Source organism: Clostridium tertium (assembly GCF_902652255.1).
Taxonomy (GTDB): domain Bacteria; phylum Bacillota; class Clostridia; order Clostridiales; family Clostridiaceae; genus Clostridium; species Clostridium tertium_A.
In genome coordinates this window covers 16,567-36,720 of record NZ_CACRTO010000008.1, presented here as the reverse complement: position 1 = coordinate 36,720, position 20,154 = coordinate 16,567, and the positions used below count along the sequence as shown (strand labels likewise).

Below are 20,154 nucleotides of genomic sequence, written 5' to 3'. Positions count from 1 at the left end.
GTACAGATTTATTTAAATAAAAAAATATCTACTTTAACTACTTTTATATTTCCGTAGTTAAAATAGATATTAATATTAAAACTTTCTAAACCTTTGATATCTTTCTTCAAGAAGCTCTTCCTTTGTCTTACTACTTAAAATCCTTAATTCATTAATAAGCTCCTCTTTAATAGCTACTGCTATTAGGTCCAGACTTTTATGAGCTCCACCCTTTGGTTCTTTTATTATTTTTTCTATTACCCCTTTTTCATATAAGTCATAAGCAGTAATACCCATGATTTCTGCAACTTCTTTTGACTTACTAGGATCCTTCAATAAAATAGAAGCAAATCCTTCTGGTGATAATATAGAGTAAACTGAATTTTCCAGCATCCATACCCTATCTCCACAAGCTAAAGCTAAAGCTCCTCCACTACCACCTTCTCCTATAATTATAGAAATTATAGGAACCTTAATTTGCGCTATCTCAATTAAGTTCTTAGCAATAGCTTCTCCTTGACCTCTTTCCTCTGCCCCTACACCACAGTAAGCTCCAGAAGTATTAATAAAGCATACTATTGGCCTATTAAACTTTTCAGCTTGCTTCATTAATCTTAGGGCTTTTCTATATCCTTCTGGATGAGGTGACCCAAAGTTTCTATCCATATTTTCCTTTAAATCTTTACCTTTTTGAATTCCAATAATAGTAACAGGGCTGTTATTTAAAAGACCTATTCCACCTACTATGGACTTATCATCCTTAAAAAGTCTATCTCCATGTAGCTCAAAGAAGTTTGTAAATATTTTGTCAATATAATCTAAAGTTGTTGGTCTTTCTACCATTCTTGCAATAACTAATCTATCATATGCTTTAATATTCTTCATTAAGCTACACCTCCTTAACTTCATGAAGTTTAAGAAGCGTTGCAATAGCTGTTTTTAGATTTTCTCTCTTTACTATACTATCTATAAACCCATTTTCTAATAAAAACTCTGCACTTTGGAAATCATCAGGTAGCTTTTGTTTAATAGTACCTTCAATGACTCTTCTACCTGCAAAACCTATTAAGGCATTAGGTTCTGATAATATTATATCTCCAAGCATTGCAAAGCTAGCTGTTACTCCACCAGTTGTAGGATCTGTTAAAACCGTGATATATAAAAGTCCCTCATCACTATGCTTTGATAAAGCACTGCTTATCTTTGCCATTTGCATTAGAGATAATATCCCTTCTTGCATTCTAGCTCCACCTGAAGCAGTAAATATTATTATTGGTAATTTTCTTTTTGTAGCTTCTTCAACAGCTAGGGTTATTTTTTCACCTACAACTGTTCCCATACTACCCATTAAAAACTTAGAATCCATAACTGCAATTATAATTTTATTACCAGCTATCTCACCTTCACCAGTTACTACTGCTTCAGAAGTTCCGCTCTTCTCTTCATTTTCTTTTAATTTCTCTTCATAGTTTGGAAAATCCATTGGATTTTTGGACTTCATATACTTATTAAATTCCTTAAAGGTACCTCTATCACATATTTGTGATATTCTTTCATAACTTCCTAATCTAAAATAATTATTACAATTAGTACATATATTTAAGTTATCCTCTAAAGCCTTTTTGTATAGTATTTTCCCACATTTATTGCATTTTATCCAAGTTCCATCTGGAACTACAGGTATATCTTTTTCTTCTACTTGAGTTATATTAATAACTCCGTACTGTCTTTTCTTAAAAATCCCCATATTATTTCACCAACTATAAATTAAATTCTTTGCTTATAAAACTTGTATCAAAGTCTCCTAAGCGAAATTTCTCATTATTTAAAATATCTATTTGAAAATCTATATTATTGTCAATTCCTTCAATTACAAATTCATCAAGGGCTCTTAGCATTTTATTAATAGCTTCTTCCCTATTTTTTCCATATGCTATAAGCTTTGCAATCATTGAATCATATGTTGGAGGTATTTTATATCCTGTAAACACTGCTGTATCTACCCTTATACCATTCCCCCCTGGAAGATTTAAAAACTCTATCTTTCCCGGAGAAGGAATAAATCCTTTCTTAGGATTTTCAGCATTTATTCTACATTCAATTGCATGACCTTTTATACATATATCTTCTTGTGAAAAGCTTAAATCATCACCATTTGCAATTTTAATTTGCTCTTTTACTATATCTACTGAAGTTACCATCTCTGTTATAGGATGTTCAACTTGAATTCTAGTATTCATTTCCATAAAGTAAAAGCTTCCATACTTATCTACTAGAAACTCTATAGTTCCTGCATTATAATAATTAACTGCTTTTGCAGCACTTATTGCTGCCTTACCCATCTCTTCTCTAAGATCACTACTTATTATAGTAGATGGGGCTTCTTCTAATATTTTTTGATTTCTTCTTTGAACTGTACAATCTCTCTCTCCAAGATGTACTATATTCCCATGCTCATCTCCTAGAATTTGAAACTCTATATGTCTAGGATTAACTATAAACTTTTCCATATATATTGTGTCATCCCCAAAGTTAGCCATTGCCTCAGACTTTGCTGTAAAGAAGGCATTTTCTAATTCACCTTTGCTATGAACTATTCTAATTCCTTTACCTCCGCCACCTAAGGCAGCCTTAACCATTACTGGATAACCTATTTTTTCTGCTTCAATATAAGCATCTTCTATGCTTTCAACTATACCATCACTACCAGGTATTACTGGCACACTGGCTCTTTTCATAATTTCTCTTGCTTTAGACTTATCACCCATTATACTTATAGTATTACTTGATGGGCCTATAAATTTAATATTACATTCTTCACAAATCGCTGCAAACTCTGAATTTTCAGACAGAAAACCAAATCCAGGGTGAATAGCATTGCATTTTGTTATTACTGCAGCACTAATTATGTTACTAACATTTAAATATGAGTCCTTTGATTTAGGCTTTCCAACACAAATAGCTTCATCTGCTAATTCAGTATGCATAGCATCTTTATCAGCTTCTGAGTAAATAGCTACTGTCTTTATACCAAGTTCTTTACAAGCCCTTATTATCCTTACTGCTATTTCACCTCTATTAGCTATTAAAACCTTTCTAATCATAAAAACACCTCTTTACTATCCAACCATAAAGGTTAGTTCCGCTTCACAGACCTTCTTATTATCTACGTAAGCAATTCCTTTTCCTATTCCTGCAATCCCTCTTATTTTTGTAAGTTCAACCTCTAACCTTAAAGTATCACCAGGAACTACTTTTTTTCTAAACTTAGCATTATTTATTCCGCCAAAATATGCAATTTTTCCTTTAAACTCATCTCTCTTAAGTAAGGCTACTGCACCAGCTTGAGCTAAAGCTTCAATAATTAATACACCTGGCATAACAGGCTCTACTGGAAAATGTCCTTGAAAGAAATATTCATTCATAGTTACATTCTTAATTGCCACTATCTTATTATCCACTAGTTCTTCCACTCTATCAATTAATAAAAATGGATATCTATGAGGTATAATCTCCATTATTTCTTTTATATCCAAATTATTCACCTACTTTATCTTAAATAATTCCATTCCGAATTCTACTATATCTTCATCTTCTCTTAAAACTTCCACTACTTCACCATCAAATTCAGATACAATCTCATTCATTATCTTCATAGCTTCAACTATACAAAGAACATCGCCTTTTTTAACTTTATCTCCTTTTTTAACATAAGGTTTTCCCCCTTGTGATCCAGAAGAATAGTATGTTCCAACTAACGGTGATTTAACTATATTTAAATTTTCATTTATTTCTGCCTTTTCTATATTATTCTCATTTATACTATTTAATTCATTATTATAAGCTAAATTAGCGTTTACTGATGATTCATAGATATTTCCTTTTGCCTCATTAGTTTCTAATGAAAGACTTTGTACTTCCTTAATAGCCTCATCATTTTTACTTAGTCTTAATCTAGTTCCTTGGCTTTCAAATTCAAAAACTCTAAGAGAAGATGAGTCTACAGATTCAATTAAATCTTTAATTTGTTCGTAACTTAACATCTTATTTCCCTCTCCATTTCTTAAATATTACTGATCCATTGTGTCCACCAAAACCTAATGAATTAGACATAGTATAATCTATTTCTTTTTTAACTCCTTCATTAACAACTAGATTCAAGTCACATTCTTCATCTTTATTTACATAATTAATTGTTGCAGGAACAAATCCATCTTCTAATGCTTTGATAGAAATTATAGCCTCAACAGCTCCTGCAGCTCCAAGTAAATGACCTGTCATTGACTTAGTTGAACTTACATAAACATCCTTAGTACTTTCACCGAATACTTGCTTTATAGCTAATGTTTCAACCTTATCATTTATTTCTGTAGATGTTCCATGAGCATTAACATAGTTAATATCACTTGCATTAAGTTTAGCATCATTTATTGCATCTCTCATTGCTCTATATGCTCCATTACCATCTAGTGTCGGTGATGTAATATGATAGGCATCACATGTAGTACCATATCCTACAACTTCTCCATATATTTTAGCACCTCTTTCTAAAGCACTATCTAAATCTTCTAAAATTAAAGCAGCTGCCCCTTCACCCATGACAAATCCATTTCTATCTTTATCAAATGGTATAGATGCTCTATTTTTATCTTCACTTCTACTTAAGGCTGTTAATGCTTGGAATCCTGAAATACCAAACTTACATATTGAAGCTTCAGATCCACCAACTAAAGCTCTATCCATATACCCATCTCTAATACCTCTAAAAGCTTCTCCTATACAGTGAGTTGAAGTTGCACAAGCTGTTGTAACACTTAAGCAAGTTCCTAAAAGTCCAAATTCTATTGCTATAGTTCCTGCTGCAATATTAGAAATAGATGCTGGTATAGTTAATGGAGATACTCTACTTGGTCCCCTATTAAGCATAGTAGTTATTTGATTTTCTATAGTTATAAGTCCACCTATTCCAGACCCAAATAATACTCCAAACCTTTCTCTATCAACTTTATCTAAATCAATATTACTATCCTTCATACATTCTTTAGCTGCAACTAATGCTAATTGAGTATATCTATCTAATCTCTTAGCATCCTTCTTACCTATATATTCTTCAGCATTAAAATCCTTAACTTCAGCAGCAAGTTTTACTTTAAAATCCTCAGTATTAAATAAAGTAATATTATCTATTCCATTTTTTCCTTCTTTAATTGAGTTCCAAAAACTATCAACTGAATTACCTATTGGTGTAATAGCACCTAAACCTGTAATTACTACTCTTCTTTTCATATAAGCACTCTCCTTTTAATGCATCACCATTCCACCATCTACATTTATCACTTGACCAGTTATATAATTTGATAAATCTGATGATAAGAATAAAACTAAATTAGCTATTTCTTTTGGTTCTCCAATTTTTTTCATAGGAATAGTTTTTAATACTTCTTCCCTAACTTTCTCTGGAAGAACCTTTGTCATATCAGTATTGATGTAACCAGGAGCTATAACATTAACGTTTATACTTCTTCCTGCAAGCTCTCTTGCTACTGATTTAGAAAATCCTATTACTCCTGCTTTAGACGCTGCATAATTACATTGACCTGCATTTCCAGCTACTCCAACAACAGAAGATATATTAATAATCTTACCGCTTCTTTGTCTTACCATAATAGAAGATGCTGCTTTAGTCATATTAAAAGTTCCTGTTAAATTAACATCTAATACATCTTTAAAGTCCTTTTCATCCATTCTTATAATTAATCCATCTTTAGTTATTCCTGCATTATTAACTAAGATATCTACTCTTTCAAATTTATTCTTAACTTCTTTAATAAATTCATTAACTTCTTCTTCTTTACTAACATCACACTTAAATGCTAGTACTCTTACATCAAATCCTTCAAGTTCTTTAATAAAAGATTCAACTTCTTCGTTATAAGTTCTATAGTTAAAAGCAATATTAGCTCCATTTTGTGCTAATGTTCTTGCTATTTCTTTCCCGATCCCTCTTGTTGCCCCTGTAACTATGGCACTCTTATTTTGTATCATCTTTACTTTCAATCCCTTCTAATGTTTTTTCTAAAGATTTCATATCCTCTATATTATAAATACTTACCTTTAAACCTTTTTCTTTACTAATTTCTTTAATAAAGCTACTTAATACTCTTCCAGGTCCAAGCTCTATAAATGTATCAACCCCTAAATCTAGCATTTTTGATACACTTTCGCTCCATCTTACTGAAGATTTAACTTGCTTACATAGTAATTCTTTAATTTCTTCCTTATTATTTATAAAATCTGCTGTTACATTAGATATTATTTTAACATTTGGATCTTTAAAAGTTACATTTTTAAATTCTTCTCTAAGCTTAACTGATGCTTCTTCAAGTAATGAAGTATGGAAAGGACCAGAAACTTTAAGATCTATCGCCCTCTTAGCTCCTTTTTCTACACATAATTCTTTCGCTCTCTCTACAGCATCTTTTTCTCCACCTATGACTATTTGATTATTAGTATTGTAGTTTGCAATTTCTACAACACCAATATTTGAAGCTTCTTTTACTGCATCATTAATCTTTTCTACACTTAGTCCAATAATAGCAGCCATGGCACCTATACCTACTGGAACTGCTTCTTGCATATATTTCCCTCTTTTTTTAACTAAGGCTACTGCTTCTTCAAAATTAATTGCATCAGCTGCAACTAAAGCTGAGTATTCTCCAAGACTTAAGCCAGCAACTACACTAGCCTTAAGTCCCTTCACTTCTAATGCTTTCATAGCAGCAATAGAAGTAATTAAAATTGAAGGTTGAGTATTTTCAGTAATATTTAATTCTTCTTTATCACCATTAAAAATTAATTCCTTAATATCAAAGTCTAAAACTTCTCTAGCCTTATCAAATACTTCTCTGCAAGCTGGAATATTATCATATAACTCCTTTCCCATTCCTATGTACTGGGATCCTTGCCCTGCAAAAATAAATGCTATCTTCATAATACTCTCCTTTAAAGGCTCTTTTTAATATTTTCAAATTCCTCAAACATTTCTTCAATTATTTCTTTTGCACTTTGTCTTTTTGATACTAAACCAGAAATTTGACCAGCCATAAGAGATCCACCTTCTATATCTCCATCTTTTACAGCCTTTCTTAATCCACCCTTGCCAAGCTCTTCTAAGACTTCTATTGGTGCATTTTGCTTTTCTAAATTTAGATATTCCCTAGCTAGTTTATTTTTTATTACTTGTACTGGATGACCTGTTGGTCTGCCAGTTACTACTGTATCTATATCATTAGCCTTAATAACAGCTTCTTTATAATTATCATGAATAGTACATTCATTAGCTACTAAAAATCTAGTTCCTACTTGTATTCCCTTGGCTCCAAGCATAAAGGCAGCTGCTACCCCCCTACCATCAGCTATACCACCAGCTCCAATTACTGGAATACTTACAGCATCTACAACTTGTGGTAATAATACCATAGTAGTAAGCTTACCTATATGGCCTCCGGCCTCACAGCCTTCAGCAATTAGCGCATCAGCTCCTGCTCTTTCCATTCTTTTTGCTAGCGCTACTGAAGCAACTACTGGAATAACCTTTATTCCTGCTTCTTTCCACTTTGCCATGTATTTACCTGGGTTTCCAGCACCTGTTGTTACTACTTTAACTCCTTCTTCAACTACAATCTCAGCTAGCTCATTTGCATTTTCTGAAAGTAGCATAATATTAACACCGAAAGGTTTATCAGTTAGTTCTTTAGCTTTTCTTATTTCTTCTCTTACAAAACTTGCAGGAGCACTTGCTCCTGCAATTATTCCAAGACCACCTGCATTTGAAACTGCAGCTGCTAATGAACTATCTGAAACCCATGCCATTGCCCCCTGAAATATAGGGTATTTAATATTTAACAGATTGCAAATATAATTGTCCATGAATTCCTCCAATTTATTATTAAATTTTTAGTTTATTATTTAACTACGCTTTCAATATATTTAACAGCATCTCCAACAGTTTTTATGTTTTCAACATGCTCAACTTTTACATTAAAAGCATCTTCTAAATCCATAACTACTTGGAATAAATCTAAAGAATCAGCTCCTAAATCTTCTATAAAGTTTGTTTCTATCTTTACATCCTCTTCATTTACTCCTAATTGTTCAACTACGATTTCCTTAATTTTTTCAAATACCATTTTTTATTCCTCCTAAAATTTAATTAATGTGCTAGCCCAGGTTAATCCTCCACCAAAGGCTGCTAAGATTATTTTATCTCCCTTATTAATAAGGCCTTTTTCTAAAAGCTCACTTAATGCTATTGGAATACTTGCTGCTGAAGTATTTCCATATCTATCAACATTAACATAAAACTTTTCCTTGTTTACTTTAAGTCTTCTTGCCGCCTCATCTATTATTCTAGAGTTAGCTTGATGAGGAACTATATATTTAATATTTTCTAAATCCTCATTTGCCTTAATTAAGACATCATTCACTATCTCTGGTAATATAGAAACTGCGAATTTAAAGACTTCTCCACCTTTCATTTCTATATATCTTTTTTCTATATTTTCACTTTTTACAAAAGGTGTGTTTAAATTAATTTCAGCTGCTACTAAAGTTTTTTCTCCTAGTTTCCCATCAGATGCAAAACAAGAACTAATAATTGAATTTTCATCCGAAGCTTCAATAACCATTGCACCTGCTCCATCACCAAAGAGTACGCAAGTACTTCTATCTGACCAATCAACTATTTTAGATAAAACCTCTGCTCCTATAATTAACGCTCTTTTCTTTCCTGCAGATTTAATTAAGCTATCTGCTATAATCAAAGAATATACAAATCCTGAGCAAGCTGCTGATATATCAAAGGCTGCTGCATTACTACAGTCTAAAAGCCCTTGTATACTACAAGCTGTAGATGGCATTATCTTATCTGGCGAAGTAGTAGCTACGATTATTAAATCAATATCATCTTTACTACAATTGCTATTCTTTAAAGCATCTAGTGCTGCTTTATAAGCTATTTCCACAGTTCCTTCCCCATTAGATATTCTTCTTTCTTTAATTCCGGTTCTCTTTACTATCCACTCATCTGTAGTTTCTACTATTTTTTCTAAGTCAAAATTAGTAACTACATTTTCAGGACAATACTTACCAACCCCAAGTATTTTAGCTCCCTTCATTGAACGCCTCTTTCTAAAATAAATAAGATTTATTTTTTTATCAAATATTTTTACTATCAAAGTATTAGTTTATAATAAGCTACTATTTACACTTTGTAGTTATAATTAAAATTATTTGAATCTATAACTTTGATAAATCACATTCATTAAAAACATTCAAATATTTTGACTATCAAAGTAATATCACCATAATAATACCATTCTTTTATTTTGTCAATAATAGTAATTTAATTTTAATATATAAGTTTTGACATATATTATACATTTTATTAAATTATAGTTTAATTAAATCATGTTTATGTTAGATGAATATTTAATAAGCTTATATAAAGAATTAAATAATCTATGCTTTCAATTATGATATTATACATATCAGCTTTTTCACTTTTAATTTTATAGAATTAAATTGATATAAATAATTTATTTAAACTTATATATTGTATTTTTCAAATTTCTGGCTTATACTAATAATAATATTTTGATAATCAAAATATTATTATATCAAACTAAAAGGAGATACATTATGAGTATAAAGCCATTAATAATTGGTGATTTAATAGCTAAGGTCCCTATAATTCAAGGGGGAATGGGAGTTGGAGTATCTTTATCTAATCTTGCTGGTAATGTAGCAAAGAATGGTGCTATAGGCGTTATTTCAGCTGCTCACCCAGGATATATGGAGGAGGATTTCGAAAAAAATACCCTTGCCGCAAACTTAAGAGGATTAACTAAACATATAAAAAAAGCAAAAGAAATAAGCTTAAATGGCATTATTGGTGTTAATGCTATGGTAGCTATGAATAACTATATAGAACATGTTAAAACAGCAATAGAGGCTGGAGCTGATTTAATTATTTCAGGTGCTGGATTACCTCTAAACTTACCAGAAATAACTGTAGGAAGCTCAATTAAAATAGCTCCTATAGTCTCTTCTGCTAAGGCTTGTAAATTAGTACTTAGTTACTGGAAAAAACATTTTAATAGAACTGCTGATGCTGTAATTGTAGAAGGCCCATTAGCTGGTGGTCATCTAGGTTTTAAGAAAAATAATCTAGATAATGATATAGTTAATTTCGACAAATATGTATCAGCTGTAATTGAAGAAGTTAAAAATTTTGAAAAAGACTTCGGCAAAAAAATTCCTGTAGTTGTTGCTGGTGGCGTATTTACTCATGAAGATATGATGAGATACTTAAACCTTGGAGCAAGCGGTGTTCAAATGGCTACAAGATTTGTTGCAACACATGAATGTGATGCTCATCCAAACTTCAAAAATGCTTTTGTAAATTGTAAAAAAGAAGATATTGAGCTTACAATTAGTCCTGTAGGAATGCCTGGAAGAGCAATAAGAAATAAATTGACTGAAACATTAAAAACTCAAAGAGTTAAGATCACTAAATGTTATGACTGTTTAATTCCTTGTAACCCAGGCACTACTCCATACTGTATAAGTTCTGCCTTAATTAAATCTGTAAAAGGTGACGTTGAAAATGGACTTGTATTTTGTGGTGGAAATGCCTATAGAATCGATAAACTTTTATATGTTAAAGAATTAATTGATGAGATGATGGGACAATCATTAGCACAATAAGAAATTATAAGTTAATGTTAAAACTCTAAGAGTTTTAACATTAATGAAAGAATGAAAGAATGAAAGAATGAAAGAATGAAAGAATGAAAGAATTCTAAAATGAGCTGCCCTTTAGGCAGCTCATTTTAGCTATATGATTTTTTCAAGGCTTTTAATAATACTTTTTTATCCTTCTTATAAGGAGTTACAGGTATTATTGCCTTGTGAGTAACACCTAATAATTTATAAACTGCTATTCTTGCAGCTCTAACTGAATATTCTTCAGTAAATACCATATCTTCTGGTATTTCTACAAATTGGCTTATTAATGCAAAGTTTGTAGAACCTTCTGGAACAACCTTAGGTCTATCAGTCATTTTTCTTGGTTGGAATTGAGCATCTATATATGGCATCATACATGGTATAACATTAACTATGTCTTCCATAATTTCTTCTTGTTTATCTTCAAAATGTAAATGATGTAATAATTCTATTAAAATTTCTTCACCAGTACATTCCTTCATTGGCTTCTTAACATAGTCTCCTTCCTTATCTGTATAAAGTCCATATCCCCAGAAAATAGTAGTATCCATCGGTTGGTTCTTAAAGTGAGGTTGAGCAGCTACTACAATACTCATTAACCAACTTGAATCTTTAAATGTCATTAAAGCTCCACTTCCAGGTATATTACCAGAGAATTGCTCAATTAACTTTAATAGCTTATTACCTTTGCAAGTAACTGTGAAGCTTTCCCAATTAGTTTGCTCTGGATGATTAAAGAATGGAACTGGATTACCAAGTCCTAATTTCTTCTTTGCTATTCTTTCCCAAAGATCTCCTGAAGGAGGATTACTTGGAAGATATTTTGGTGCAGTTTTTAAATCTCCTAAAGTCGCGCAATCAGTCATAGAACCATTAGTTACTATGCATAAGTCTTCGTCTCTTAACTCAATTATATTTTCTTCTTCATTATTTTTTATGTGAATTGCTGAAGCTGTTATTCCTTCTCCTGGTTTAAAATCTATATCTGTAACTGTAGCATTTATACTAAAATCTACATTATGTTTGTTTAAGTATTCCTTCAATGGAACTATTAAAGATTCGTATTGATTATATGGAGTACGAGTAACCCCTTCTAAAGTTTCTATACGAGAAAATTCAAATATCATACGTTCCATATAACGCTTAAATTCAAACAAACTAGACCATTTTTGGAATGCAAAAGTAGTTTGCCACATATACCAGAAGTTTGTAGTGAAGAAGTGTGGAGTATCTTTAAACCAGTCTTCTATAGTTAAATCATCTAATTTTTCTTCTGGCATCATCATTAATTTACCTAAAGCTAAACGATCAGAATTATTAAATCCCATGCTCTTAACATTTAAAATATTTCCATCTTTATCTACTAATCTTGCTTGTGCATGTGTTGGATGTAAATGATCAAAATTTAATATTTCTTCTGTAACACTCATTCCAGGCATATCTATTGAAGGAATGCTGCTAAATAATTCCCAGAAGTTTTCATATGTTTCTTCATTTAGCATTCTTCCACCACGACAAACAAAGCCATTTAGTGTGTTTCCTGCACCATCATTACTTCCACCTAATATATTTGTACTTTCTATTATATGGATGTTTTCACCTTTAACTTTACAATCTCTAATTAAATATACTGCCCCAGCAAGAGATGCTAAGCCTCCACCAACAAAGTAAATTTGTCTATCTCCACTTTCTACGAAGCCTTCAGAAAAAGTTAGCATATTAGATTTTTTATCCTTGTTGTCTTTTATTTTCTTTGCCGCTGCAATTACCGCTGCCGTACCTGCAATAGCTCCTACAACTAATAATGGATTAACTTTGCTACTTTTATTTCTTTTACTCATTAACCTCACCCTTTCGTAAGTATTTTTATTTCATACTCTTATAATAATACAGTTTCCCCCAATAAAAAAGTATTATCCTTAAAAAAGTTGACTAACTAGTACAACTTTATAAATTTAATAAAATATAAAAGATGAAACATTAAAATATGTTGTTTCATCCTTACTTTTTTAAACATTATTTATTTCTTAAAGCTTGTTATTAAAATATACTATTTTTTATTTAATTCATCTAAATACTTTACTGCACTTAATGATGCAATATTGCCTTCTCCAGCTGCTTTTATATATTGATATGGTTTACCTACACAATCTCCTGCTGCAAAGCAGCCTTTAATATTAGTTTTCATATATCTATCTACTGAAATATGATCATCTTCAATTAATAATCCTGGGACTAATTGAGCAGGTGAAATGGAATCCTTTATTATAAAAATACCATCAACTTCAATTTCATTATTATCTAAAACTAAAGTTCTATTACCAGATTCATTTAATATCTTCTTAGGTTTATCTTTAATAATAGTAATATTATCATTGATGTTATATGGCTCTTTATACATAGGTACATAATATACTTCAGAAGCTATTTCAGATACATAGTTTGCGTCCCTTTCTGCTTCTTTATTATACCCTAATATTGCAACTCTTTTCTTTTTATAAAAATTAGCATCGCAAGTAGCGCAATAACTAACTCCTCTTCCTAAGTATTCAAGCTCTCCTACTAAGGGTTTAGTATATTCAATTCCAGTAGCCAAAATAATTGATGTAGCTTCAAAGGACTTATCATTTGACATTAATACAAAATGACTTCCCATTGCATAAATGCTATCTATTCTATGTTCAGCTATTTCTATTTCCATTTCTTTAATATGCTCTTGAAATTTTATCTTTAAATCATTTCCACTTATATTATGGAACCCAAGATAGTTATTTATCCCAGGAGCTTTTTCTATTTTACTAGATAAATTTTTATTCCCAAAAATAATAAAATTTTTATTTCTTATTTTTGCATTTAAAGCTGCTGATAAACCTGCAGGTCCACTTCCTACAATTGCAATATCATATCTTTCACTCAAAGTTTCACCTCTAATTATAAATGCTTAGTAACAGCTTCTTTTAAGCTATCCTTAGGCATAAATCCTACTAATGTTTCCACAGGCTTACCATTTTTAAATACTACTAATGTTGGAATACTCATTATATCGTACTTATTTGCTAAATCTTCATTTTCATCCACATCTACTTTTATGAATTTAGCATCTGTAACTTCATTAGATATTTCTTCTAAAACTGGAGCTATCATCTTACAAGGACCGCACCACTTTGCCCAGAAATCTACTAAAACTACTCCTTCATTTTTTAAAACTAATTCTTCAAAATTTAATTCACTTCCGTGTTCTACCATATAAACTACCTCCTGTTATACCCCTAGTGGGTATCTATATTGATATTTTACTTTATTCTACATAATATAGTCAATAGCATATATTTTAATTTTTATATAAGTTGTCAAGCTATTTCAATTTATTAAATATTTTTAATATGAAGGATAAATTAATAAAATGTAAAAACTTGATTGCAACTTATATACTATATTATATTTTCCTATTTATTATATTTTTATTTCTTTAAATTTAAAAATTGTGATTCATATAATTCTTTATAAAGTCCATCAACCTTTAATAAATCTTCATGACTTCCCTTTTCTTCAATTCCTTTTTCAGTTAAAACTAATATTTCGTCTGCATTCTTAATAGTTGATAATCTATGTGCAACTACTATAGTAGTTCTTCCCTTACAAAGCTCTTCTAAGGATTTTTGAATCATATATTCTGTTGTATTATCTAAAGCTGAAGTTGCTTCATCTAATATTAATATTGGTGGATTCTTCAAAAATACCCTAGCAATAGAAATTCTTTGTTTTTGTCCACCTGATAGTTTAACTCCTCTTTCACCTATATAAGTATTATAACCATCATCTAATTTTGTGATGAAATCATGTATATTTGCTCTTTTCGCTGCTGCTATTACTTCTTCATCTGTTGCATTTTGATTACCATATAATATATTATCCTTAATTGTTCCAGTAAATAAAAATACATCTTGTTGAACTATTCCAATATTACTTCTTAAGGATTCTAAAGTAACATTATATATACTCTTACCATCTATAGTAATATCACCTTTTGTAACATCATAGAATCTAGGAATTAAATTACAGAAAGTAGTTTTCCCCCCACCAGAAGGTCCTACTAAAGCAAGCATCTTACCTTTTTCAATATTTAAATTAATACCTTCTAGTATGCTCTTTTCCTCATAACTAAAGTGTACATCTTTAAATTCAATATTACCCTTAACATCTTTAAGCTCTACTTCTCCATCATTTTCAGTTTCTTCATCGATTATTGAAATAAATCTCTTGAAACCAGTCATACCATTTTGGTATTGCTCCATAAAGTTAACAAGCTTTTTAATTGGTTGCGTAAATAATTTTATATATAAAAGATATGCAAAGAAATCTCCTAAATTTATTATATTGAAATACGTGAAAATCCCACCTGCAATTAAGACTACATAGTCTAGAAAATCTATTCCAAAACCTACACCCGCAAAATATTCTGCCATCACCTTATAAGCTCTAGATCTTGCACTTTTAAATTTATTATTTCCTTTTTGGAACTTGTCTACTTCATAATCATGAGAAACAAATGCCTTTGTTATTCTTATTCCTGATAAAGAATTCTCTAAATTAGAATTAACCGCTGATGTTTCTACCCTAGTTTCCATAAAGGCAGTTAGCATCTTATTTTTTTGCTTCCATGTAAATAAAACTATAAACGGTATAAAAGCAAATATAATAAGAGTTAATGGAATATTAATTGTGCATAATACTGTAAAAGAACCAATTAACATTACTAATGAAACAAATAAATCCTCTGGTCCATGGTGAGCAAGTTCTGAAATATCCATAAGATCATTTATCATTCTACTCATTAAATCACCAGTCTTATTGTTATCAAAGTAAGTATTCGGTAACTTTTGAAGATGTAAGAACATATCTCTTCTCATATCTCCTTGCATATTTACACCCATAACATGTCCATAATATTGCATAAAATATCCACAAGCTGCTTTTATAAAATAAATAGCTAGCAAAGTAACACCAAAAACAACTAGCATTCTAATATTTTTATTAGGAATACTATCGTTAACTAAATTTCTTGTCATCATTGGATAAACAAGATCACAAGCTGCAGTAGTAAATGCTGCAAGTAAATCAAAGAAAAACAATTTCTTATATGGTTTATAATAACTAATAAATCTTTTTACCATTTTTCCTCCTTCTGTTAGTACATTTTTTAGTACATTTATCTATTATTTCTTAGTGATTCATATATAACTATAATTTATAATATCTTTATTGATAATAATTTTCAAGTAAACTATGACATCTTTTTACAAATTATCTATAGATATCTACTATTAGCCCTTGAATCTCATCTATTGATGAAGCTATATTTAAATTATCTGTTTCACCTTTTAATAAGGCTGTAGTTAACTCTTCAAGCTTCGCATCAATTGTATCAACAGTTATAAAATATTGAGTTTGCCAAAAACTAATATCTTTTTTTGTGTTGTACATAAAATTTAAAATAGATTCTAAATATTCTTTTATCATTTTTTTATATGCTATTACATCCCCATATGTTTTTGTAACTACTAATCTATTTCCTTTTTTATGTATTTCCTCTATCATTTCTTTAAGTTGTTCTTCTGATCTTCTTTCCTTAGCTTGATTAAAACTTTGAGAAAAATCTTTTTTTTCTGAAACAACTTTTCTATCTTGCTTAATTATACCTTTGCTATTAATTCTTCTAACTTCCATATTTTCACCATCCTTAAAGCTATTATATCATTAAATTTTAATTTCCTCACATCTTCTAGTATTATTATAGCTAAAAATTAATACACTATAGTTATGCATAGTTTTTATGATATTAAGGAGGTAAAAATGTGGTATAGTAAAAATTCTGATGAAATAATAAAAGAACTATCCTCTAATGAAGTCAATGGATTATCTTCAGAAGAAGCTAAATCAAGACTTGAGAAAAACGGATTAAACAAGCTTCAAGGAAAAAAGAAAAAAAGCATGCTTCAACTATTCCTAGCACAAATTAATGATGTAATGATTTATATCTTATTTATTGCAGCTATTATTTCTATGGTTGTGAAGGAGTTTAGTGATGCAATAATCATATTAATCGTAATCTTTGTTAATGCAATAATTGGTGTAATTCAAGAATCTAAAGCAGAAAAAGCTTTAGAAGCATTAAAAAACATGTCTACTCCTAAAGCATTAGTTAAAAGAGATGGAAATATTATAGAAATACAATCAGAGGAAGTTGTTATTGGTGATATAGTAATAATAGATGCCGGTAGATACATACCTGCTGATTTACGTTTAATTGAGGCTGCAAATTTAAAAATAGAAGAATCAGCTTTTACTGGTGAATCTGTACCTTCTGAAAAAAATTCAGACACTAGTACTGATGAAAAAGAATTACCTATTGGTGATCAGCATAATATGGCTTTCATGTCTACTCTCGTTACATATGGAAGAGGTGTAGGTATTGTTGTAGGCACTGGCATGAATACAGAGATAGGTAAGATAGCAAAAATGCTTGATGAGGAAGAGGATAACACAACTCCACTCCAAAGAAAACTTGCTCACCTTGGGAAAATCTTAGGTTTTGTAGCTGTAGGTATTTCTATACTTATGTTTATAGTATCAATGTTCCAAGGAAGAGATTTTTTAGAGATGTTTATGACCTCTATAAGTTTAGCTGTTGCTGCTATTCCTGAAGGCTTACCTGCTATAGTTGCAATAGTTCTTGCACTTGGTGTTCAAAGAATGATTAAGGAAAATGCAATTATAAGGAAATTACCTTCTGTAGAAACTCTCGGATCAGTTAATATTATTTGTTCTGACAAAACTGGAACATTAACAATTAATAAAATGACTGTAAAGAAATTTTATGTAAATGAAGAAATTAAAGATTTAGATAAAATAGATATCAATAACAATGAATCAAAATTATTAGTTGATGGTATGATTCTCTGCAATGATGCTACATCAAAAGATGGAAAACAAACTGGTGATCCAACTGAAGTAGCATTAATTGAAGTAGGAAACAAACTTAATATATTAAAAGAAGAATTAAACTCTTCTAACAATAGAATTAACGAAATTCCATTTGATTCTGACAGAAAACTTATGACTACTGTAAATAAATATAACAATAAAAACACTGTATTTACTAAAGGTGCTATAGATAGCATATTGAAAATTTCAAATAAAATATTAATTAATAACGAAATAAAAGAATTTTCAAAAGCTGAAAAAGATAAGGTTCTTAATGCATCTAATAAGATGTCAGATGATGCCTTAAGAGTTTTAGCCTTAGCTTATAAAGAATTAGACAGTGATAATATTCTTATAAACGATCTTGAAACTAATTTAATTTTTGTAGGTCTTATGGGAATGATTGATCCTCCTAGGGAAGAAGTGAAATCATCTATCGAAGTAAGTAAAAATGCTGGGATTCGAACTATCATGATAACTGGAGATCATAAAAATACTGCTGTTGCTATTGCTAAAGACCTTGGAATAGCTGAAGATATATCTCAAGCTATGTCTGGAAGTGAAATAGATACTTATAGCGATGAAGATTTTATAAAGGTAGTAAATAACTTTAGAGTTTTTGCAAGGGTTTCTCCAGAACATAAGGTGAAGATAGTAAAAGCTTTTAAAGCTCACGGAAATATAGTTTCTATGACTGGTGATGGAGTTAATGATGCACCTTCACTTAAAGCTGCAGATATTGGAGTTGCTATGGGAATAACAGGTACAGATGTTGCAAAAAGTGCCGCTGATATGGTATTAACTGATGATAACTTTACTACAATTGTAAAAGCAGTGGAAGAAGGAAGAAATATTTTTAATAATATTAAGAAATCTATTATATTCCTTCTAAGCTGTAACTTAGGTGAAGTAGTAGCCTTATTTGTAGCAATTTTATTAAATTGGCCTACTCCATTACAAGCAATCCATATACTATGGGTTAACTTAATTACAGATAGTTTTCCTGCACTTTCTTTAGGTGTAGACCCTGGTGATAAAGGAGTTATGGATTTACCTCCAACAACCCAAAATGAAAGCTTATTTGCAGGACGAATGGGAATCCTATTAATAATAAATGGTATATTAATTGGTGCTACTACTTTACTAGCCTTTGTATTAGGTGAAAAGTTATATCCTGATTCCTTAAAACATGCTCAAACTATGGCCTTTGTAGTACTAAGTGTTTCTCAACTTTTCTATTCATTATCAATGAGAAGCGACAGAAAATCTATATTCCAAATTGGATTTTTTAAGAACAAGTGGCTTTTAGCTTCTATAGCCTTTGGAATACTACTACAATTTGCTATAATAACAATACCATTTACAGCAACTGTATTTAAGGTTTATTCTCTAAGCTTATATGATTGGGGAATAGTTATTTTAATTTCATTAATTCCATTTGCAATAAATGAATTGATAAAAGTCCTATTTAGATCAAAAAAATAACTATAAGCATATAATAAAATGCAAAGCATCTTATAATTAAAGAATGAAAAAATTAAATAATGCTTATAAAAAAATCTTTACAGATTTTTTAAGTACATCTTAAAATAAAGGGGGTTTTGCCATGCAAAACCTCCTTTATTCATTCCTTCATTTTTCATTTTTATTGCTCTCATTTTTATTTAATACATATCATTTCCACAACAAATTCTTTGGCTATTATTAATTAATACTAAATTGTAAATACGTTTCCTTCTAGGAGAATCCCCTCCTTCATTGAGTAGATTCTATCAGCTACTTTTTCTGCAAAGACCATATCGTGAGTTATTACTAACATACTCATTCCATTCTTTGCAAGTGACCTTATTAAATCTGCTACTTCTCCAGTTAGTCCTGGATCTAAAGCTGATGTAGGTTCGTCAAAACACATTAATTTAGGATTTAAGGCTAAAGCCCTTCCTATAGCTACTCTTTGCTTTTGTCCACCTGACAATTCATAAGGATAATTATTTATTTTATCTTCTAGCCCTAAGAACCCTAGTATTTCTTTGGCATCTTCTTTTGCCTTGTCTACCTTATCCCCTAAAACTCTTATTGGTGCCTCTATTAAATTCTCTAAAACACTCATATGAGGGAAAAGATTAAAATTTTGAAATACTAATCCTATAGATCTTCTTACTTCATTAAACTCTTTCTTATTTTTATAGACTCCACTTTCGCATAAATACTTATTATCTACTTCAATTGTTCCTTCATCACAAAACTCCAAACCATTTACACATCTTAATAAAGTTGTTTTACCACCACCAGAAGGACCTACTATAACTACTATTTCTCCTAAATTCACTTCTAGGTCTACACCTTTTAAAACTTCAGTTTTATTAAATCTTTTCTTTAATCCTTTAATCTTAAGCATTTCCT

At 30.3% G+C, this 20,154-nt stretch carries 19 protein-coding genes; 2 read left to right on the top strand and 17 right to left on the bottom strand.

All coding sequences use genetic code 11. From position 1 onward, the window contains the following. Positions 1 to 75: 75 nt before the first annotated feature. From accA to fabH, 11 genes are read right to left on the bottom strand one after another with little or no spacing between them, the layout of a single operon-like run. Positions 76 to 864, bottom strand: a complete 789-nt coding sequence (gene accA, locus GPX08_RS02865; protein WP_156625231.1) for an acetyl-CoA carboxylase carboxyl transferase subunit alpha — start codon at positions 862 to 864, stop codon at positions 76 to 78. Positions 865 to 868: 4 nt separating this feature from the next. After that, positions 869 to 1,726: an acetyl-CoA carboxylase carboxyltransferase subunit beta gene (locus tag GPX08_RS02860; RefSeq protein ID WP_156625229.1), complete on the bottom strand. Its 858-nt coding sequence runs from the start codon at positions 1,724 to 1,726 to the stop codon at positions 869 to 871. A gap of 13 nt (positions 1,727 to 1,739) precedes the next feature. Then, complete coding sequence (locus GPX08_RS02855) at positions 1,740 to 3,083, bottom strand: acetyl-CoA carboxylase biotin carboxylase subunit (RefSeq protein WP_156625228.1); 1,344 nt, start codon at positions 3,081 to 3,083, stop codon at positions 1,740 to 1,742. Positions 3,084 to 3,098: 15 nt separating this feature from the next. Next, entirely contained in the window at positions 3,099 to 3,515 is a 417-nt protein-coding gene (gene fabZ, locus GPX08_RS02850) for a 3-hydroxyacyl-ACP dehydratase FabZ (protein WP_156625226.1), read from the bottom strand. 9 nt (positions 3,516 to 3,524) lie between these two features. Continuing rightward, positions 3,525 to 4,022, bottom strand: coding sequence for an acetyl-CoA carboxylase biotin carboxyl carrier protein (gene accB, locus GPX08_RS02845; protein ID WP_156625224.1), 498 nt, complete (start codon positions 4,020 to 4,022; stop codon positions 3,525 to 3,527). A 1-nt stretch (position 4,023) separates the two neighbouring features. Next, positions 4,024 to 5,265, bottom strand: coding sequence for a beta-ketoacyl-ACP synthase II (fabF, locus tag GPX08_RS02840; protein WP_156625223.1), 1,242 nt, complete (start codon positions 5,263 to 5,265; stop codon positions 4,024 to 4,026). A gap of 15 nt (positions 5,266 to 5,280) precedes the next feature. Then, on the bottom strand, positions 5,281 to 6,024 hold the full coding sequence (fabG, locus tag GPX08_RS02835) for a 3-oxoacyl-[acyl-carrier-protein] reductase (protein ID WP_156625221.1): 744 nt from the start codon (positions 6,022 to 6,024) through the stop codon (positions 5,281 to 5,283). Next, positions 6,011 to 6,970 carry an ACP S-malonyltransferase gene (fabD, locus tag GPX08_RS02830; protein WP_156625219.1) on the bottom strand — a complete coding sequence of 320 codons (960 nt, stop codon included), beginning with the start codon at positions 6,968 to 6,970 and terminating at the stop codon, positions 6,011 to 6,013. The genes fabG and fabD overlap by 14 nt, the downstream gene beginning before the upstream one ends. A gap of 11 nt (positions 6,971 to 6,981) precedes the next feature. Beyond that, entirely contained in the window at positions 6,982 to 7,908 is a 927-nt protein-coding gene (fabK, locus tag GPX08_RS02825) for an enoyl-[acyl-carrier-protein] reductase FabK (RefSeq protein ID WP_156625218.1), read from the bottom strand. A gap of 35 nt (positions 7,909 to 7,943) precedes the next feature. Beyond that, the gene (gene acpP, locus GPX08_RS02820) at positions 7,944 to 8,168 is read right to left on the bottom strand and encodes an acyl carrier protein (protein WP_156625217.1); all 225 of its coding nucleotides are present in this window, start codon (positions 8,166 to 8,168) and stop codon (positions 7,944 to 7,946) included. A 12-nt stretch (positions 8,169 to 8,180) separates the two neighbouring features. Further along, complete coding sequence (fabH, locus tag GPX08_RS02815; RefSeq protein ID WP_156625216.1) at positions 8,181 to 9,155, bottom strand: beta-ketoacyl-ACP synthase III; 975 nt, start codon at positions 9,153 to 9,155, stop codon at positions 8,181 to 8,183. 523 nt (positions 9,156 to 9,678) lie between these two features. On the opposite strand from fabH, the gene GPX08_RS02810 reads away from it, so the two are divergent. Beyond that, positions 9,679 to 10,746: a nitronate monooxygenase gene (locus GPX08_RS02810; RefSeq protein ID WP_156625215.1), complete on the top strand. Its 1,068-nt coding sequence runs from the start codon at positions 9,679 to 9,681 to the stop codon at positions 10,744 to 10,746. A gap of 125 nt (positions 10,747 to 10,871) precedes the next feature. Here the strand turns inward: GPX08_RS02810 and GPX08_RS02805 are convergent, their stop codons facing one another. The 5 genes from GPX08_RS02805 to GPX08_RS02785 form a co-directional block, all read right to left on the bottom strand. Then, on the bottom strand, positions 10,872 to 12,608 hold the full coding sequence (locus tag GPX08_RS02805; RefSeq protein ID WP_156625214.1) for an oleate hydratase: 1,737 nt from the start codon (positions 12,606 to 12,608) through the stop codon (positions 10,872 to 10,874). Between the two features lie 209 nt (positions 12,609 to 12,817). Continuing rightward, on the bottom strand, positions 12,818 to 13,684 hold the full coding sequence (locus GPX08_RS02800) for an FAD-binding protein (RefSeq protein WP_156625213.1): 867 nt from the start codon (positions 13,682 to 13,684) through the stop codon (positions 12,818 to 12,820). 14 nt (positions 13,685 to 13,698) lie between these two features. Next, on the bottom strand, positions 13,699 to 14,013 hold the full coding sequence (trxA, locus tag GPX08_RS02795; RefSeq protein WP_156625212.1) for a thioredoxin: 315 nt from the start codon (positions 14,011 to 14,013) through the stop codon (positions 13,699 to 13,701). Between the two features lie 215 nt (positions 14,014 to 14,228). Beyond that, on the bottom strand, positions 14,229 to 15,941 hold the full coding sequence (locus GPX08_RS02790) for an ATP-binding cassette domain-containing protein (protein WP_156625211.1): 1,713 nt from the start codon (positions 15,939 to 15,941) through the stop codon (positions 14,229 to 14,231). A gap of 130 nt (positions 15,942 to 16,071) precedes the next feature. Beyond that, the gene (locus tag GPX08_RS02785) at positions 16,072 to 16,494 is read right to left on the bottom strand and encodes a DUF327 family protein (RefSeq protein WP_156625210.1); all 423 of its coding nucleotides are present in this window, start codon (positions 16,492 to 16,494) and stop codon (positions 16,072 to 16,074) included. A gap of 126 nt (positions 16,495 to 16,620) precedes the next feature. On the opposite strand from GPX08_RS02785, the gene GPX08_RS02780 reads away from it, so the two are divergent. Next, positions 16,621 to 19,236, top strand: coding sequence for a calcium-translocating P-type ATPase, PMCA-type (locus tag GPX08_RS02780; RefSeq protein ID WP_156625209.1), 2,616 nt, complete (start codon positions 16,621 to 16,623; stop codon positions 19,234 to 19,236). A gap of 229 nt (positions 19,237 to 19,465) precedes the next feature. Here GPX08_RS02780 and GPX08_RS02775 read toward each other — a convergent pair whose 3' ends face one another. Next, positions 19,466 to 20,149, bottom strand: a complete 684-nt coding sequence (locus GPX08_RS02775; RefSeq protein ID WP_156625208.1) for an ATP-binding cassette domain-containing protein — start codon at positions 20,147 to 20,149, stop codon at positions 19,466 to 19,468. Between the last annotated feature and the right edge of the window lie 5 nt (positions 20,150 to 20,154).

Excerpts from the sequence above, each read along its gene's own strand:
- GPX08_RS02860 (WP_156625229.1), bottom strand. The coding sequence starts at position 1,726 with ATGGGGATTTTTAAGAAAAGACAGTACGGAGTTATTAATATAACTCAA.
- GPX08_RS02805 (WP_156625214.1), bottom strand. The coding sequence starts at position 12,608 with ATGAGTAAAAGAAATAAAAGTAGCAAAGTTAATCCATTATTAGTTGTA.
- fabF (WP_156625223.1), bottom strand. The coding sequence starts at position 5,265 with ATGAAAAGAAGAGTAGTAATTACAGGTTTAGGTGCTATTACACCAATA.
- GPX08_RS02780 (WP_156625209.1), top strand. The coding sequence starts at position 16,621 with ATGTGGTATAGTAAAAATTCTGATGAAATAATAAAAGAACTATCCTCT.
- accB (WP_156625224.1), bottom strand. The coding sequence starts at position 4,022 with ATGTTAAGTTACGAACAAATTAAAGATTTAATTGAATCTGTAGACTCA.
- fabH (WP_156625216.1), bottom strand. The coding sequence starts at position 9,155 with ATGAAGGGAGCTAAAATACTTGGGGTTGGTAAGTATTGTCCTGAAAAT.
- fabG (WP_156625221.1), bottom strand. The coding sequence starts at position 6,024 with ATGATACAAAATAAGAGTGCCATAGTTACAGGGGCAACAAGAGGGATC.
- fabD (WP_156625219.1), bottom strand. The coding sequence starts at position 6,970 with ATGAAGATAGCATTTATTTTTGCAGGGCAAGGATCCCAGTACATAGGA.
- accA (WP_156625231.1), bottom strand. The coding sequence starts at position 864 with ATGAAGAATATTAAAGCATATGATAGATTAGTTATTGCAAGAATGGTA.
- acpP (WP_156625217.1), bottom strand. The coding sequence starts at position 8,168 with ATGGTATTTGAAAAAATTAAGGAAATCGTAGTTGAACAATTAGGAGTA.
- GPX08_RS02790 (WP_156625211.1), bottom strand. The coding sequence starts at position 15,941 with ATGGTAAAAAGATTTATTAGTTATTATAAACCATATAAGAAATTGTTT.
- fabK (WP_156625218.1), bottom strand. The coding sequence starts at position 7,908 with ATGGACAATTATATTTGCAATCTGTTAAATATTAAATACCCTATATTT.
- GPX08_RS02775 (WP_156625208.1), bottom strand. The coding sequence starts at position 20,149 with ATGCTTAAGATTAAAGGATTAAAGAAAAGATTTAATAAAACTGAAGTT.
- GPX08_RS02855 (WP_156625228.1), bottom strand. The coding sequence starts at position 3,083 with ATGATTAGAAAGGTTTTAATAGCTAATAGAGGTGAAATAGCAGTAAGG.
- trxA (WP_156625212.1), bottom strand. The coding sequence starts at position 14,013 with ATGGTAGAACACGGAAGTGAATTAAATTTTGAAGAATTAGTTTTAAAA.
- GPX08_RS02810 (WP_156625215.1), top strand. The coding sequence starts at position 9,679 with ATGAGTATAAAGCCATTAATAATTGGTGATTTAATAGCTAAGGTCCCT.
- GPX08_RS02785 (WP_156625210.1), bottom strand. The coding sequence starts at position 16,494 with ATGGAAGTTAGAAGAATTAATAGCAAAGGTATAATTAAGCAAGATAGA.